The sequence below is a fragment of the Rathayibacter sp. VKM Ac-2835 genome (assembly GCF_013266705.1).
In the GTDB taxonomy this organism is placed as follows: domain Bacteria; phylum Actinomycetota; class Actinomycetes; order Actinomycetales; family Microbacteriaceae; genus Rathayibacter.
On record NZ_JABSNQ010000004.1, the window covers coordinates 398,880 to 415,357 of the forward strand.

The window sequence follows — 16,478 nt, forward strand, 5'->3', positions numbered from 1 at the left end:
CCGGACGAAGAAATCAGTTTAACCGCGGAGGGATCAGTGCGGACGGAGACCGGACCCGATGAGGTCGACCAGTCGGCCGGAACCGTCCCGCACGCCGACGGAGGCGGCGCGGCGGCCCATGTCCGCCAGTCGCGGGACGTCCTGCAGGAGCGGCACCAGGTCGCTCGCGACCCAGGCGGGCGTGAACGCCGCGTCCTCGACGAGGACCGCGCCGTCCGCGTCGACGACCCCGCGCGCGTTGAAGCGCTGCTCGCCGTTGCCGACCGGGTACGGGACGTAGACCGCGGGCAGCCCCAGCGCGCTGAGCTCGCTCACGGTGGCGGCTCCCGCGCGGGAGACGGCGGCGTCCGCGGCGGCGAGGGCGAGGTCCATCCGGTCGCAGTAGGCGAGGAGGTGGTAGCCGGGGACGCCGGGGTCGGTGATCTCGGCGCGGTCGCCGGTGATGTGCAGCACCTGGAACCCGGTCGCGACGAGCGCGGCGGCACTCGCGTGCACGGTCGCGTTGATCCGCCGGGCGCCGAGCGAGCCGCCGGTGACGAGAAGGGTCCGGCGCGCGGGATCGAGACCGAAGGCGGCCATCGCCTCGTCGCGTGCGGCCGCGCGGTCCAGCTGCGCGATCTCGCGGCGCAGCGGCATGCCGACGACCTGCGCGTTCCGCAGCGGCGTGCCCTCGAAGGCGACGCCCACGAACGGCGTGAAGCGGGCGCCGAGCCGGTTGGCCAGGCCCGGCCGGGCGTTGGCCTCGTGCACCACGAACGGGACGCCGGCGCGGCGGGCCGCGAGGTAGGCGGGGGCGGCCGCGTAGCCGCCGAAGCCGACGACCGCGTCGATCCGGCGCTCGCGGAGGGTGCGGACGATGCCGTCGATCGTCGCGCGGAGGGCCGAGGGGAAGCGCAGGGCGGCGCCGTTCGGGCGGCGCGGGAAGGGCAGGCGCGGGATGACCGACAGCTCGTAGCCGCGCAGCGGGACGAGGCGGGCCTCGAGCCCCTCGGCGGTGCCGAGCACGAGGACCTCGTCGTGAGGGTTCCGCGCGCGGATCTCGTCGGCCGTGGCCAGCAGCGGATTGACGTGGCCGGCGGTGCCGCCGCCGGCCAGGAGGAAGCGGGTCATCGGGCCGCGGCCTTCCGGGCGGCGCGCGCGGCGGCGCCGTCGCTCGGGGAGGTCTGGTTCCGCGCGAAGGAGAGCACGACGCCGATGGCGAGGAGCGAGCTGAGCAGGGCGGTGCCTCCGGAGGAGATCAGCGGCAGCGGCACTCCGAGCACCGGGAGCACTCCGAGCACCACCCCGATGTTGACGAACGCCTGGCCGATCAGCCAGACCATGACGGCACCGGTCGTGATGCGGACGAACGGGTCGGTGGACGCGTGGATGATGCGGAAGAACGCGATGGCGAGGACCACGAACAGCGCGAGGACCACGATCGCGCCGATCAGGCCGAGCTCCTCGCCGATGATCGCGAAGATGTAGTCGTTGTCGGCCGCGGGCAGCCAGGACCACTTGGCCTTGGAGTTGCCGAGGCCGACGCCGAAGATGCCGCCGGAGGCCATCGCCCAGGTGCCGTGCACGGGCTGCCAGCAGGAGGTCTCGTACTGCTCCGACCCCGAGCAGTCGCCGAGGAAGGACATGATCCGGGTCAGCCGGTTCTCGCTGGAGACCGCGAAGAGCACGGCGCCCACCGCGCCGACCAGCACGATCGGGACGAGCACCTTCATCTGCACGTTCGCGTAGAAGAGCGCGGCCAGCACGATGCCGGCGAGGATCAGGACGGTGCCGAGGTCGCCGCCGCCGAGGACGAGGCCGATCGAGCCGCCCGCGACGATCAGGACGGGCATCAGCGCGTCCTTCCAGTCCTTCGGACCGCGGTAGCGGCGCGCGAGCAGCAGACCGAGCCAGAGCGCGAGCGCGAGCTTGATGATCTCGGACGGCTGCATCGTGAAGCCGCCGATGCGGAGCCAGTTGCGGTTGCCGCCGACCTCCCAGCCCAGCGGGGAGAAGAGCACGAGCAGCTGCAGGAAGCAGCCGGCGCCGAGCAGGAGCGGCGTGGCCTTCTTCCAGAACCGGATCGGCACCCGCGAGACGACGAGCATCAGCGGCACGCCGAGCAGGGCGAACCCGCCCTGGCGGAAGAACCCGCCGAAGGAGTCGTCGCTGCGCACGTAGGACGTGACCGACGAGGAGGACAGCACCATGGTCAGGCCGAAGAGAACGAGGAACAGGGTGGTGCCGAAGAGCAGGAAGAAGTTGGGCGATCCCGAGGCGAGGACGCGGGCGAGAACGATGCGCGCGGTGCGGAGGCGACCGTGCTCCCGGCCCTGCTCGTCCCCGGGCGCCTCAGTGCGCGAGCGGCCCGGGCTGCGGTTCGTCGTCGGAGCGGTCATCGGCTCCCCCTCCCAGATACGTCGCCACGGCGGCCGCGAAGAAGCGGCCCCGCTCCGCGTAGTCGCGGAACTGGTCCATCGACGCCGCGGCGGGTGCGAGCAGGACGACGTCGCCCGTGCGGGCGAGCACCGCGGCGGCCTCGACGGCCGCCTGCATCACCGCCCCAGTGTCATCCGGGACCACCTCGGTCACGGGGAGGGCGGGCGCGTGTCGCCGGAATGCCTCGAGGACCTCCGCGCGGTCCGCGCCGATGACGACGGCACCGCGCAGCCGACCGGTGTGCGCGGCGACGAGCGCGTCGATGTCGACGCCCTTCAGCAGCCCGCCGACGAGCCAGACCACGGACGGGTAGGCCCGGAGCGAGGCGTCGGCGGCGTGCGGATTCGTCGCCTTGGAGTCGTTCACCCACACCACGCCGGAGCTCTCCGCAACCACCTGGATGCGGTGGGCGTCGAGCTCGAAGGTCGCCAGAGCGCGGCGGACGGCGCCCGGCTCGATCCCGCAGGCCCGCGAGAGCGCCGCGGCCGCGAGCACGTTCTGCACGATGTGCGGGGCGGCGAGTCCGCGGGCGGCGAGCTCGTCGACCGTGGCGATCTCGATCGCGCTGGTGGCGCGGTCCTCGAGGAAGGCCCGGTCGCAGAGGATGCCGTCGACGACGCCGAAGTCGCTCGGCCCGGGGACGCCGAGGCCGAAGCCGATGGCGCGGGCGCCCTCGATCACCTCGGCGTCGACGACCATCTGCTCGGTGACGGCGTCGGCGCGGTTGTAGACGCAGGCGACCCGCGTGTTCGCGTAGACATTCGCCTTCGCGTCGCGGTAGGCCTCGAAGGAGCCGTGCCAGTCCAGGTGGTCCTCGGCGATGTTGAGGCAGGCGCTCGCGAGCGGCTCGATCCGGCCCAGGTAGTGCAGCTGGTAGCTGGAGAGCTCCACCACCAGCACGTCGAAGCCCTGCGGATCGCGGACGGCGTCGAGCACCGGGATGCCGATGTTGCCGCACGGCGCCGCGCGCAGCCCGCCGGCGACGAGCATCGTCGCGGTGAGCTGGACGGTCGTGGTCTTGCCGTTGGTGCCGGTCACCAGCACCCAGTCGGCCGGAGTGCCGTCGGCCCGGACGACCTTGTCGCGCACGCGCCAGGCGAGCTCGACGTCGCCCCAGAGCGCGATGCCGGACTCCCCCGCCCACGCGACGATCGGGTGAGTCGGGGCGAAGCCGGGCGAGACCACCACGAGCTCGGGGGCGAACGACGCCAGCTCCTCCGGCACGCGGTCGAGCCGCTCGGCGCGGTGCAGGCGCGCGCCGATGACCTCGAGCAGGCGCTCCCGCTCCTCGTCGGTCCGGTCGGCCAGCACGAGGACCTCGGCGCCCAGCTCGGTCAAGGTGTCGGCGACGGAGAAGCCGGTGACGCCGAGCCCCAGCACTGCCACGCGGAGACCGCGCCAGTCGGAGTGCCAGCTGGTCAGGGAGTCGGGGCGGGCGGACTGCGCGGGATCGGTCATGCCAGGGAGAGCCATTCCAGGTAGAAGAGCCCGACGCCGGCCGCGACGAAGATGCCGGCGATGATCCAGAAGCGGACCACCACCGTGATCTCGGCCCAGCCCTTGAGCTCGAAGTGGTGGTGGAGGGGGCTCATCAGGAAGATGCGCTTGCCCCGGGTGAGCTTGAAGTAGATCCGCTGCACGATCACCGAGCCGGTGACGATCACGAACAGGCCGCCGATGAGGATGACGAGCAGCTCGGTGCGGGTGAGGATCGCGAGGGCGGCGAGCGCGCCGCCGAGGCCCAGCGAGCCGGTGTCGCCCATGAAGATCTGCGCGGGCGAGGTGTTCCACCAGAGGAAGCCCACGAGGGCGCCCGAGATCGCCGCCGCGATGATCGCGAGGTCGAACGGATCGCTCACCTGGTAGCACTTGTCGGCCACCTCGGGGTTCAGCTGCGCGTCGAAGCACCACTGGTTCGACTGCCAGAAGCCGATGATGACGTAGGAGCCGATCGCGAGGATCGACGAGCCGGTCGCCAGGCCGTCGAGTCCGTCCGCGACGTTGACGCCGTTGGACGTGCTCGTGACGATCACGCAGATCCAGAGCACGAACAGCCCGATGCCGATCCAGCCGAGCGTCGCGAAGTCGAACGGCAGGTCGCGGATGAACGAGATCGACGTCGAGGCCGGCGTCAGTCCGTTGGAGTCGCGGACCATGATCGCGATGACCGCGAAGGCCGCCGCGACGATGATCTGCCCGGCGATCTTCGCCCAGCCGCCGAGGCCGAGGCTGCGCTGGTTGCGGGTCTTCAGGAAGTCGTCGATGAATCCGACGAAGCCGAGCCCCACCATCATGAACAGCACCAGCAGCGCCGACGGCGCGAGCGCCCGGTTGCCGAAGAGCGAGCCGAGGAAGTATCCCGCCACAGTGGCGATGATGATGACGATGCCGCCCATCGTCGCCGTGCCGTGCTTGACGTGGTGCGACTTCGGCCCGTCCTCGCGGATGAACTGCCCCCACTGGAGGCGGTGGAACAGCCGGATGAACAGCGGCGTCAGCAGCAGCGTGAAGGCGCCGGAGAAGGCTCCGGCCAGAAGGAGTGCTCTCATCGGTGGCGCTCTCCCAGTCGGTCGCCCAGGAATCGCAGCCCGGCGGAGTTGGACGACTTCACCAGGACGGTGTCGCCGCTCCGAAGATAGCCGTCGAGGAGGTCGTAGGCCTCGTCCGCGGTCTCGACGAAGACGGACTCGCCGCTCCAGGAGCCCTCGCGCTCGGCGGCGACGTGGATCCGCCGCGCCTTGGCGCCGACCACGACGATCTGCGCGATGTTGAGCCGGACGGCGAGAAGGCCCACGCGGTCGTGCTCCTCGTCGGCCCACTCCCCCAGCTCGCTCATCTCGCCGAGGACCGCGACGGTGCGCCCCTCGGGCTTCGCGATCTGGGCGAGGGTCCGCAGGGCGGCGGCGGTGGAGTCGGGGCTGGCGTTGTAGGCGTCGTTGACGACCGTGACGTCGGCGCCGCCGAGCACCTGCATGCGCCAGCGCTCGGCGAGGGTGACCGTGCCGAGGGCGTCGACGACCGCGTCGAGCGGGACGCCGACGGAGAGCGCCGCGGCGGTCGCGGCCAGCGCGTTCATCACGTGGTGCTCGCCGAGGACGCGGAGGAACAGCTCGGCGCGGGCGGCCTCGCGGCCCTCCCCTGCGGCGACCTCGATGGCGAACCGGGTGCCCTCGGCCGTCGGCTCGATGTCGACGGCGCGGACGTCGGCCTGCTCGCCGTGGCCGAACCACAGCACGCGGGCGGCGGTCCTCGCCTGCATGGAGGCGACACGGCCGTCGTCGGCGTTGAGCACCGCGACGTCGTCCGCGGTGAGATCGGCGACCATCTCGGTCTTCGCCTCGAGCGTGCGCTCGATCCCGCCGAACTCGCCGGCGTGAGCGAGGCCCACCGCGAGGACGATCCCGACGTCGGGCTTGGCCATCCGGACGAGGCGGCGGATCTCGCCGACCGCGCTCGCACCCATCTCCGCGACCAGGTACCGCGTCGACGGCGACACCTTCAGCATCGTGATCGGCGCGCCGACCTCGTTGTTGAACGAGCCCTGCGGCGCGACGGTCTCGCCGTGGCGCTCGAGGATCGTGCGGAGCAGGTTCTTGGTGGTCGTCTTGCCGTTGGAGCCGGTGACGGCCAGGACGGTGAGGTTCCCGAGGGCGCGCACGCGGCGGACGACCTCGGTCGCGAGGGCGCCGAGCGCCTCGACGGAGTCGTCGACGAGCACCTGCGGCACGTCCAGGTCGAGCGGGCGCTCGACGATCAGCAGCGCGGCGCCGCGCTCGACGGCGACCGGAGCGAAGAGGTGGCCGTCGGTGTGCTCGCCGCGCTTGGCGACGAAGATCCCGCCGGGCGCGATCTCGCGGGAGTCGGTCTCGGTCGCGCCGTCGACGACGGTGCTCGCGTTCGCGGAGGAGCCGGCGAGGTGCAGCCGACCGGAGACGGCCGCGGCGATCTCGGTGAGGGTCAGGGCGATCATCTAGAGCCAGCCCGCCTCGCGCAGGGCCTGCCGGACGTCGTCTCTGGCCGAATACGGCATGTGCACTCCTGCAATCTCCTGGTGGTCCTCGTGGCCGGGTCCGGCGTAGAGGATCGCGTCGCCCTCGTCCGCGAGGGCGACGGCCGCCCGCACGGCGGCGCGCGGGTCGGGGATCTCGTGGATCTCCCGGCCGGGCACGGCCTCGGTCGCCGCGCCGACGAGGACGGCGCGGATCGCCGCCGGGTCCTCCCAGCGCGGGTGGAAGTCGGTCACGACGACGACGTCCGACAGCTCGGCGGCGATGCGCCCCATGTCGGCCCGCTTGGTGGTGTCGCGGTCGCCGTCGGCGCCGAAGACCATGATCAGCCGTCCCGGCGTCAGCGCCCGCAGCGCCTCGAGCGCGTTCGAGAACGCGTCCGGGGTGTGGCCGTAGTCGACGTAGACGCGCGGGCCGCGGTCGCCGGAGACGCGCTCGGCGCGCCCCGGGATGTAGACGTCGAGCGCGCCCTCCTCGAGGGTGTGCGCGATCGCCTCGAGATCGAAGCCCGACTCGACGAGCATGACGATCGCGAGCGCGGCGTTCGCCGCCATGTACCAGCCGATCAGCGGGATGCGCACCACGACGGAGCGGTTCTCCGGCCCCTCGAGGTGGAAGGTGGTGCCGTCCGCTGTTCCCTCGACGACCGTCATCGACCAGTCGGCCGGCGTCGTCGGTGCGACACCGACGACGGGCGAGCTGGCGAGCGTGGTCACGGGGATGCGGCTGCGCTCGACGAGCTCGCGGCCCCAGCTGCTGTCGACGGTGACGACGCCGCGGCGGGCGCGGTCCGGTCCGAACAGGTCCGCCTTCGCCTCGAAGTACTGCGCCATGTCGGTGTAGTCGTCGAGGTGGTCGTGCGTGAGGTTGGTGAAGCCGACGACGTCGAAGACGAGGCCGTCGATCCGGTGGCGGGTGAGCGCCTGGGCGGACACCTCGATCGAGACCGCGCGGACGGCGGCCTCGCGCATGCGCGCCAGCAGCCCGTGCAGCTCGCTCGCCTCGGGGGTGGTGAGGGCGCTGACGACGGCCACGTCGCCGATCCGGCGCTCGGCGGTCGAGCTGAGCCCGGAGACGACGCCGAGGCGGCGCAGCAGCGCGTCGAGGAGGTAGACGACGCTGGTCTTGCCGTTGGTGCCGGTCACGCCGAAGAGCGTCGGGGTGTCCTCGCGGGTGCGGTGGATCCAGGCGGCGACGGCGCCCAGGGCGGCCCGCGGATCGGGGGTGACCAGGACGGGCAGACCGCTGGCGGCGGCGAGCTCGGCGCCCTCGGGATCGGTCAGAACCGCGACCGCTCCTGCGGCGGCGGCACCGACGGCGAAGGCGGCGCCGTGCGCGGCGCGGCCGGCGACGCCGACGTAGAGGTCTCCCGGCTCGACGCAGCGCGAGTCGAGGGTGACCCCGCTGACCTCGACGCCCTCGACGCCGCGGACCGGGCCGAGCGAGAACTCGGCGACCAGCTGCGAGAGCGCGCGGGGCGCCGGGTGCTCGGGCCGGAGGGAGGTCTGCGGGCGAGTGTCGTGCAATGCCCGCCCTCTCTCTCCTGCTGGTGCTGTCTCTCGTGCCGGTGCTGTCTCTCGTGCCCGCGCCCGTGCTGGTTCTGGTCTGCTCGGTCGTGTCCCGGGGAGGGCGGTCACCACGTGGTGGGGTACTCCACCGGCGGGACCGTGGACGGCTCCACCCGGTTGGTCTTGAGCACCTGGGTCATGACCTGCTGGAACACGGGGGCCGTCGCCTGGGACGTGTTCATCTTAACCGGATCGGCGATGGTGACCGTCACGACGTACTCCGGGTCCTCCGCGGGCGCGAGGCCGGCCAGCGAGACGGTGTAGCTCGACGAGTAGCCGCCGTTGCCGTCCGGCTGCTGCGCGGTGCCCGTCTTGGTGGCGATGTTGTAGCCGTCGACGTGGATGTCGTTCGCGAGCCAGCCCTGGTTGTAGTGGGTCTGCAGCATGTCGACGACGTCCTTGGCCGCACCGGCGGAGACGACCTGGGTGCCGGTCGTGTCGGGCACGTCGATCACCGAGCCGTCCGGCGTCGTGCAGCCCTCGACCAGCTGCGCGGGCAGGCGGACGCCGCCGTTGCCGAGGGTCTGGTAGATGCCCGCGACCTGGACCGCGGTCGCCGAGACGCCCTGGCCGAACATGGTCGTGTAGTTCGTCTGGCCGTCCCAGTCCGCTGAGTCGGCGAGGAGACCGCCGGACTCGCCGGGGAAGTCGACGGCCGTCGAGGCGCCGAGGCCGAACTTCTTCAGGTAGTCGTAGCGCTGCGAGGCGGAGAGCTTGGAGCCCATCATCGCGATGCCGACGTTCGAGGAGTCCTTGAGGATGCCGGTCAGCGTGTAGTTCGTCGGCGTGTGCGCGAAGTCGTCGCTGAACGAGGCGCCGTCCTTCTCGAACGTGTCGGGGACGACGACCTGGCTGGTCGGGCTCGCGAGGCCCTGATCGATCAGCATCGCCGCGGTCATCGGCTTGAAGGTCGACCCGGGCTCGAACGGGCTCTGGAAGGCCCGCGAGCCGCGGTCGTCCGGCGCGCTGGCCGACACGTTGTTGGGGTCGACCGTCGGAGTCTCGGCGACGGTCAGGAGCTTGCCGGTCTTGACCTCCTGCACCACGACGATCCCGTAGCTGCCGCCCACCTCGGCCACGCGCTGAGCGAGCACCTGCTGCGAGTAGTACTGCAGATCGGCGTCGATGGTGAGCTCGAGCGTCCCGCCGTCGACCGCGGGGGTCTCGGCCACGGTGCTGCCGGGGATGCGGACGAAGTCGGCGCTGCGCTCGTAGCTCTCGGAGCCGTTGGCCCCGGCGAGGCAGGCGTTCTCGGCGTACTCCATGCCCTCCTGGGCGGCGCCGTCGCCGCCCACGTAGCCGACGAGGTTGCCCGCGACCGCGCCGTTCGGGTAGGTCCGGCCCTGCTGCGTCTCGAAGTAGGTCCACGGGATGTCGAGCGCGACGAGCTTCTGGTACGCCTCGAGGTCGAGCCCTTCGGAGAGGACCAGGTAGTTGGCCTTCGGGTCCTTCGCGACCGCGTCGCTCACCGCGGTCACGATCTGCGGGACGGTCTGCCCGGTGATCGCGCCGATCTCGGAGGCGGCCTGCTCGACGCTGACCACGACCTCCTGGCCGTCGGGCATCTCGCGGAGGAACTCCGCGACGTTCTTCGGCGAGGTCGTCAGCCGGTACCGCGTGGTGGCGTCGGCGAGCACCGTGCCGGAGCGGTCGACGATCGACCCGCGGGTGCCGTAGGTGATGACGCTGTTCGACTGGTTCTGCGCCGCCTCGTCGGTCAGCTCGTTGGCCCGGACGACCTGGATGTCGACCAGCTTGCCGATGAAGAGTCCGACGACGGCGGCGATGACGAGGAAGGTGACGGCGGTGCGTCGCCTGCTCGAACGGTGATGTCTCACGGCGCTAGGGGCCCTTCGGTGCGTGGTCGGAGCGGCTCAGTGCGTGCTCGAGTGGATCAGTGCGTGATCGGGGCGGGCAGCTCGCCCTGCAGCGGTGCGACGGCGGTCGCGGAGCCCGCGGCGGCAGCGGCCGCCGGCGGTGCGATCAGCGCGTTCGGCACCGCGGAGGCGGCCGCGGTGGTGCCGACCTCGCTCGCGGCGGCGGTGGCCGGGTCGCCCAGCACCGCGCCGTCGGAGAGGCGGAGGTAGACGGGAGCGGTGTTCGCCACCATGCCGAGACCCTGCGCGGCGGTGGCGAGGTTCTGCGGCGAGCTGAGCGTGTCGACCGCGTCCTGCTTCTCCGCGTTGCCCCGGGTCAACGTCTTCTGCTCGCCCTGCAGCGTCGCGATCTGGTACGCGCCCTCGGAGAGGCCGACGCTGACCAGCAGCTGGATCACGATGATCGCGAAGAGGCCGGCGACGGCGACGATCCCGTAGACGAGCTTCGGCCGGGCCTGGCGCTCGGGAGCGGGGACGGCCTCGATCCGGGGTCGCCGCGCCGGCTCGGCGGGCTGCGCCGGTCGTGCGGTGCTGCGGTCGATGACGGGGTCGATGACGGCGGTCGCGCTCATGCGGTGCTCCTGATCCTCTCGGCCGCGCGCAGACGCACGGGTGTCGCTCGGGGGTTGGCGGCCTTCTCGTCGTCCGAGGCGAGCTCGGCGCCGCGGATGACGAGTCGGAACTCTGGTCGGTGCTCGGGCAGCTCCATCGGCAGGCCGACGGGCGCCGTGGACGAGGAGGCGGCCTGCAGGGCGCGCTTGACGATGCGGTCCTCGAGCGACTGGTACGCCTCGACGACGATGCGCCCGCCGACGGCGATCCGGCCGAGCGCGGCGGGGATCGCCCGCTCGAGCACGGAGAGCTCCTGGTTGACCTCGATGCGCAGCGCCTGGAAGACGCGCTTGGCCGGGTGGCCGTTGCGCTGGATCGCGACCGGGGTCGCCGCCTGGATGATCTCGACGAGCCGGCCGGAGCGCACGATCGGCGCCGACGCGCGCGCCTCGACGATCTTCTTCGCGTAGCGGGCCGCGAGCCGCTCCTCGCCGTACTCGTGGAAGATCCGCCGGAGCGCGATCTCGTCGTAGTCGGCCAGGATGCTCGCCGCGGTGAGCGGCGCCGTCGCGTCCATCCGCATGTCCAGCGGGGCGTCCTTGGAGTAGGAGAAGCCGCGCTCGGTCTCGTCGAGCTGCAGCGAGGACACGCCGAGGTCGAAGAGGGCCCCGTCGATCGTGTCGATGCCGAGCTCGTCGAGGACGTCGGGCAGCTCGTCGTAGACGGCGTGCACCAGGTCGACCCGGGCGGAGTGCGCGGCGAGCCGGGCGCCGGCGAGCTGGAGCGCCTCCTGGTCGCGGTCCAGACCGACGAGGTGCAGGCGCGGGAAGCGCTCGAGCAGCGCGAGCGAGTGCCCGCCCATGCCGAGCGTCGCGTCGACCAGCACGGCGCCGTCGCGCTCCAGCGCCGGAGCCAGCAGCTCGACGCAGCGCTCGAGCAGCACGGGGAGGTGCCGCTCCTCGGTCGGGCGCGCGTCGGCGCGGGTCGTGTCGTCGGGGCGCACGTCGGCGCGGTGCGCAGGGGTGCTCTCGGTGTTCTCTGCCATGGCGGTCCCGCCGTCCCGTTCCTGCCGTCCGATCCCCATCCAGCTCACGACCGGACACCGGGGAAGGTGCGTCCGGGCGCCGAGTGGCTGGGAGTCGCGCGGCAGGAGCTAGAACAGGCCGGGGATCACCTCCTCCTCGGTGTCGGAGAACACGGACTCCTGCTCGGTCAGGTAGCTGTCCCAGGCGTCCTGGGCCCAGATCTCGGCGCGATTGCCCGCACCGATGACGGTGAGGTCGCGGTCGAGACCGGCGTAGGCCCGCAGCGGCGCCGGGAGGGTGATGCGGTTCTGCTTGTCCGGCGTCTCGGCGCTGGCGCCGGAGAGGAACACGCGCAGGAAGTCGCGGGCCTGCTTGCTCGTGACGGGCGCCTGGCGGATCTTCTCGTGCATCGCCTCGAACTCGCGCTGGCTGAAGACGTAGAGGCACCGCTCCTGGCCGCGCGTGACGACGACTCCGGAGGAGAGCTCGTCGCGGAACTTGGCGGGAAGGATGACGCGGCCCTTCTCGTCGAGCTTGGGGGAATGAGTGCCGAGGAACAACGGACTGCCCCCACTTCTCTCCGGCCAAGGTTGGTGTGGGCCCCACAGTACTCCACTTCCCCCCACCCACAACCCTCCCGACCGTCCCGGCGCGCCGCGATCGGGCCGTCGATCCGCGCCGTTGCAGGGATCGGCCGCGGTGGAGCGCAGTGGAGGGCAATCGCACTCGCGGGGAGCGTCCGGGCACGAAAAAAGGGCCGATCCGTGAGGATCGACCCTGGGGTGGTGCGGGGTGGAGGACCCGCGCCGTGGAGCTCTAGGAGCGGCCGTCGCCGCGGTTGTCCCACCGGTCGTTCAGACGGTCCATGAAGTTGGACCCCTGGCCGCCGCTCGCCGAGCGCGGCTTCGAGGGCCGGCCCGCCTCGGGGATGCCGGACGTGGTGGAGCCGCCGGGTGCCGGACGCATCGCGACGACGACGCCCGCGAGCATCAGCGCGAAGCCGCCGACGCCCACGAGGGGCTGTCGGACGATGACGCCGGTGACGAGCACGCCGAGGCCGACGATGGCGAGGAGGATGCCGAGCACGAGGGCCCGGTAGTTGGTGCCGCCCCGGCCCTTGCTGACCGCCGCGACGAAGTCGGCGTCGTTCTGATAGAGATTGCGCTCCATCTCGTCGAGGAGCCGTTGCTCGTGTTCCGAAAGCGGCATCGGGACCCCTTCAGGGAGTGGCGTCGACCCGGCGGGGACGGCACCGAGGTGGGCGGGCGGTCTGCTCGACCGGGCTGGTGGCGCTTCAGTGTAGACCGAGGCCCGCCGAGGCGCCAGGCGCCATCGGTGCATAGGCTGGTCGGGTGAACCACAGCACTCGTCTGGTCGATCGCGTCCAGTTCCGAATCGATGAATTCCTCACCGGGCGCACGCCAATTCTGCGCTCCATCGGAGAGGACGTCTCCGCCCTCGGCGACCTTTCGCGGGACTTTCTCAGCGGGGGCAAGCGCTTCCGGGCGCGCTTCTGCGAGGCGGGCTGGACGGCGGTCTCCGCGGTGCCGAGCGACGTCCACCGGAGCGCGTCCGATCCGATCGCGCGCGTCGGCGCGAGCCTCGAGCTCTTCCACGCCGCGGCGCTCGTCCACGACGACGTGATCGACAACTCCGACACCCGCCGGGGGGCGCCGGCGGCGCACCGCCGGTTCTCCGCGCTGCACGAGGACGGCGGCTGGTCGGGCTCGGCGGACGAGTTCGGCCGCTCCTCCGCGATCCTGCTCGGCGACCTGCTGCTGGTCTGGTCGGACGAGATCTTCGCGGACGCCGAGTGGGCGCTCGAGGACCGCACCGCGGCGGCGCGGGCCCGAGCGGAGTTCAACCTGATGCGCACGGAGGTGACGCTGGGCCAGTACCTCGACATCCTCGAGGAGAGCGCGTGGGTCCGCCACCCTGAGCACGAGCACCTCGAGCGCTCGGAGCGCGTGGTGGTCTTCAAGAGCGCCAAGTACAGCATCGAGGCGCCGCTCGCCATCGGCGGCTCGCTCGGTGGCGGCGACGACGCCCAGATCGACGCGCTGCGCGGATTCGGCCTGCCGCTCGGCATCGCCTTCCAGCTGCGCGACGACGTCCTCGGCGTGTTCGGCGACCCGGTCGTGACGGGCAAGCCGGCGGGCGACGACCTCCGCGAGGGCAAGCGGACCGTGCTGCTCGGCCTGGCCCGCGCCGCGGCGTCGTCGAGCGAGCGCGACGAGCTCGACGCCGTCGTCGGCCGCACCGACGCGAGCGCCGACGACATCGCCCGGGCTCAGGAGATCGTCGCCGGCTCCGGAGCGCTCGACCGGCTCGAGGAGCGCATCGCCCGCGAGGTGGCGGCGGCCCTGGCCGTGCTGCCCGACGCCCCGCTGCGCGAGGAGGGCGTCGCGGAGCTGCGCGAGCTCGCCGACCGCGTCACCGCGCGCACGGCGTAGGACCTGAGGTCGCGGGCGGCTCAGCCCTGTCCGGTCAGGCCAGCGCCTGGGCGACGCGGCGCACCTCGGCCTTGCGGCCGGCGAGCAGCGCCTGCACGGGACTGGTGCCGAGGCTGTCCTCGTCCGCGAGCAGCCAGTCGATCGCCTCGTCGTCCGAGAAGCCCTGGTCCGAGAGCAGGATCGCCGTGCCGCGGATCTCGCTCAGCGGCTCGCCGTCGCGGAGGAAGACGGAGGGGACGACGAGCCTGCCGTCGCGGCGCGTGCCGAGCAGGTGGCGCTCCTCGAGGAGGCGGCGCACCCGGCTGACGCCGAGACCGGTGACCTCGACCAGGTCGGGAACGGTCAGCCACTCGATCTCGGGAGTGGACGGGGAGGCGGAGGCAGCGGACGAGTCGGTCACCCGTCAAGAGTGCCACGAGCCGCCTCCGCGTTGCACGCCGGTTGTCCGGAGGGTCTTGCCTAGACTCGTCGCGTGACCACCAGCCAGCTCGACCCTCTCCTCGGCCGTCTCGTCGACGGCCGGTACGAGGTGCGCTCCCGCATCGCGCGGGGCGGCATGGCCACCGTCTACCTGGCGCACGACCAGCGCCTCGAGCGCCGGGTCGCCATCAAGGTCATGCACGGGCACCTCTCCGACGACGCGACGTTCAAGAACCGCTTCGTCCAGGAGGCGCGCTCCGCCGCGCGCCTGGCCCACCCGAACGTGGTCAGCGTCTTCGACCAGGGCCAGGACTCCGACATGGCCTACCTGGTGATGGAGTACCTTCCCGGCATCACCCTGCGCGACCTGCTCAAGGAGCGCGGACGGCTCACGGCCCAGCAGGTCGTCGACATCATGCACTCGGTGCTGTCCGGGCTCGCGGCCGCGCACCGGGCGGGGATCCTGCACCGCGACCTCAAGCCGGAGAACGTGCTGCTGGCCGACGACGGCCGGATCAAGATCGGCGACTTCGGCCTCGCTCGGGCCGCGAGCGCGAACACCGCGTCCGGTCAGGCGCTCCTCGGCACGATCGCCTACCTCTCCCCCGAGCTGGTGACCCGCGGCACCGCCGACACCCGCAGCGACATCTACGCCATCGGCATCATGATCTACGAGATGCTCACCGGCGAGCAGCCCTTCACGGGCGAGCAGCCGATGCAGATCGCCTACCAGCACGCCAACGACTCGGTCCCCTACCCCAGCGCGAAGGTGCCCTCGGTGCCGACCTCGCTCGACGAGCTCGTGCTCTGGGCGACCGAGCGGGACCCGGACATGCGCCCGCGCGACGCCGGCGTGATGCTGGCGCAGCTGCTCGAGGCCGAGCGCCTGATGGGCATCACGCCGACCGACCGCCGCGGCGCGGACACCCAGGCCGTCACCCCCCTTCCGGTGGCGGAGCCCGCCACCGCGCTGCTGTTCGACGAGGCCGTCACGGGGCACACCTCGGTGATCGAGGGACCGCCCGCGGAGCTCGAGCAGCGCGACGACGACGACGCGGTCGCCCGCCTCGCGACGAAGCGCCGCACGCGCCGCCGACGCGGCGTGCTGCTGACGGTGATCGTCCTGCTGCTCGCCCTCATCGGCGGCGGGACCGCCTGGTGGTACGGCGAGGGCCCCGGCGCGATCGTGAACGTGCCGGACGTGGTGAGCCGCTCGCAGGACGAGGCGACGGCCGCGCTGGTCAGCCAGGGCTTCGAGGTCTCGCCGCAGCAGGCGAACGACCTGACCGTCCCCGCCGGCACGGTGCTCAGCACCGATCCGCCCGGCGGCCAGGGACTGCACAAGGGCGACGTCGTCACCCTCGTCGTCTCGAGCGGCCCGCGGCAGCTGCCGGTGCCCGCGCTCGCCGGCGTCTCCGAGGAGGAGGCGACGGCCGCGATCCAGGCCGCGCCGTTCACAGTCGGCGACGTCACCCGGATCTTCGACGCCGACGTCCCCGCCGGCGTCGTCGTCTCGGCGTCGCTGCCCGACGGCGGCGAGCTGCCCGCGACGATGTCCGAGACCAGCACGATCGCCATGGTCGTCAGCCTGGGCGCGATCCCGAACGTCGTCGGCCTCACGGTCGACGAGGCGACGGCGGCCGCGAAGGACGCCGGGCTCGCCCTCGACCGCGAGCGAGAGGACTGGAGCGACACGGTCGCGGCCGGAGTGGTCCTCACGCAGATCAATCCCGAGGCGCCGGCGACCACCGGCGACACCGTCTCCGTCGTCGTCTCGAAGGGCCCGCAGCCGGTCGCCGTCCCCAACGTCGTCGGGATGACCCGCGACCAGGCGAAGGCCGCGCTCAGCGCCGTCGACCTGAAGTGGAGCTACGGCCTGACCACCCCGCTGATCGACCAGGTGCCGGACGAGGTGACGAAGGTGACCAACCAGTCCGACAAGGAGGGCGCCCTCGTGCAGCGCGGCACGACGGTGCAGCTCTCGATCACGATCTCCATCTGACCGCGGAGCGCTGCGGCCGAGCGCCGTCGGCACGCTGGTCGAGCAGCCCCGCAGGGGCGTATCGAGACCCGCCCGTCGGACGACGGTGGATCTCGATACGCCCGCTCCGCGGGCTCCTCGATCAGCATGCAGGTGCCCGCTCCGCGGGCTCCTCGA

Annotated in this window: 14 protein-coding genes; 2 read left to right on the top strand and 12 right to left on the bottom strand. The window is 72.3% G+C overall.

Annotation, left to right across the window (positions count from 1 at the left end):
• Positions 1 to 33 precede the first annotated feature (33 nt).
• The 11 genes from HRK28_RS18355 to HRK28_RS18405 form a co-directional block, all read right to left on the bottom strand.
• Positions 34 to 1,110, bottom strand: a complete 1,077-nt coding sequence (locus HRK28_RS18355) for a glycosyltransferase (protein ID WP_160089994.1) — start codon at positions 1,108 to 1,110, stop codon at positions 34 to 36.
• Positions 1,107 to 2,378: a putative lipid II flippase FtsW gene (gene ftsW / locus HRK28_RS18360; protein WP_160089996.1), complete on the bottom strand. Its 1,272-nt coding sequence runs from the start codon at positions 2,376 to 2,378 to the stop codon at positions 1,107 to 1,109. Before ftsW ends, HRK28_RS18355 begins: the two co-directional genes overlap by 4 nt.
• A complete protein-coding gene (gene murD, locus HRK28_RS18365) occupies positions 2,332 to 3,876 on the bottom strand; it encodes a UDP-N-acetylmuramoyl-L-alanine--D-glutamate ligase (protein ID WP_173252613.1) in 1,545 nt (514 codons plus the stop codon). The genes ftsW and murD overlap by 47 nt, the downstream gene beginning before the upstream one ends.
• The gene (mraY, locus tag HRK28_RS18370; protein ID WP_123732994.1) at positions 3,873 to 4,967 is read right to left on the bottom strand and encodes a phospho-N-acetylmuramoyl-pentapeptide-transferase; all 1,095 of its coding nucleotides are present in this window, start codon (positions 4,965 to 4,967) and stop codon (positions 3,873 to 3,875) included. Before mraY ends, murD begins: the two co-directional genes overlap by 4 nt.
• Positions 4,964 to 6,388: a UDP-N-acetylmuramoyl-tripeptide--D-alanyl-D-alanine ligase gene (gene murF, locus HRK28_RS18375; protein WP_160090000.1), complete on the bottom strand. Its 1,425-nt coding sequence runs from the start codon at positions 6,386 to 6,388 to the stop codon at positions 4,964 to 4,966. Before murF ends, mraY begins: the two co-directional genes overlap by 4 nt.
• Positions 6,389 to 7,951: a Mur ligase family protein gene (locus tag HRK28_RS18380; RefSeq protein WP_173252614.1), complete on the bottom strand. Its 1,563-nt coding sequence runs from the start codon at positions 7,949 to 7,951 to the stop codon at positions 6,389 to 6,391.
• A 107-nt stretch (positions 7,952 to 8,058) separates the two neighbouring features.
• Positions 8,059 to 9,831, bottom strand: a complete 1,773-nt coding sequence (locus HRK28_RS18385) for a peptidoglycan D,D-transpeptidase FtsI family protein (RefSeq protein WP_367948474.1) — start codon at positions 9,829 to 9,831, stop codon at positions 8,059 to 8,061.
• Between the two features lie 56 nt (positions 9,832 to 9,887).
• Entirely contained in the window at positions 9,888 to 10,442 is a 555-nt protein-coding gene (locus HRK28_RS18390; RefSeq protein WP_160090004.1) for a hypothetical protein, read from the bottom strand.
• Positions 10,439 to 11,467 (bottom strand): 16S rRNA (cytosine(1402)-N(4))-methyltransferase RsmH, encoded by a 1,029-nt coding sequence (gene rsmH, locus HRK28_RS18395; protein WP_217274887.1) that lies wholly within the window; start codon positions 11,465 to 11,467, stop codon positions 10,439 to 10,441. The genes HRK28_RS18390 and rsmH overlap by 4 nt, the downstream gene beginning before the upstream one ends.
• 108 nt (positions 11,468 to 11,575) lie before the next feature.
• Positions 11,576 to 12,007, bottom strand: coding sequence for a division/cell wall cluster transcriptional repressor MraZ (mraZ, locus tag HRK28_RS18400; protein WP_123446130.1), 432 nt, complete (start codon positions 12,005 to 12,007; stop codon positions 11,576 to 11,578).
• Positions 12,008 to 12,263: 256 nt separating this feature from the next.
• The gene (locus tag HRK28_RS18405; protein ID WP_160090008.1) at positions 12,264 to 12,656 is read right to left on the bottom strand and encodes a DUF3040 domain-containing protein; all 393 of its coding nucleotides are present in this window, start codon (positions 12,654 to 12,656) and stop codon (positions 12,264 to 12,266) included.
• 143 nt (positions 12,657 to 12,799) lie between these two features.
• Between HRK28_RS18405 and HRK28_RS18410 the strand changes: the two genes are divergently transcribed.
• Positions 12,800 to 13,900: a polyprenyl synthetase family protein gene (locus HRK28_RS18410; protein ID WP_173252616.1), complete on the top strand. Its 1,101-nt coding sequence runs from the start codon at positions 12,800 to 12,802 to the stop codon at positions 13,898 to 13,900.
• A gap of 34 nt (positions 13,901 to 13,934) precedes the next feature.
• Here the strand turns inward: HRK28_RS18410 and HRK28_RS18415 are convergent, their stop codons facing one another.
• Positions 13,935 to 14,300, bottom strand: coding sequence for an Rv2175c family DNA-binding protein (locus HRK28_RS18415; RefSeq protein ID WP_244231629.1), 366 nt, complete (start codon positions 14,298 to 14,300; stop codon positions 13,935 to 13,937).
• A gap of 72 nt (positions 14,301 to 14,372) precedes the next feature.
• Here HRK28_RS18415 and pknB point away from each other — a divergent pair, with 72 nt between their 5' ends.
• Positions 14,373 to 16,322: a Stk1 family PASTA domain-containing Ser/Thr kinase gene (gene pknB, locus HRK28_RS18420; protein ID WP_173252617.1), complete on the top strand. Its 1,950-nt coding sequence runs from the start codon at positions 14,373 to 14,375 to the stop codon at positions 16,320 to 16,322.
• Positions 16,323 to 16,478 lie beyond the last annotated feature (156 nt).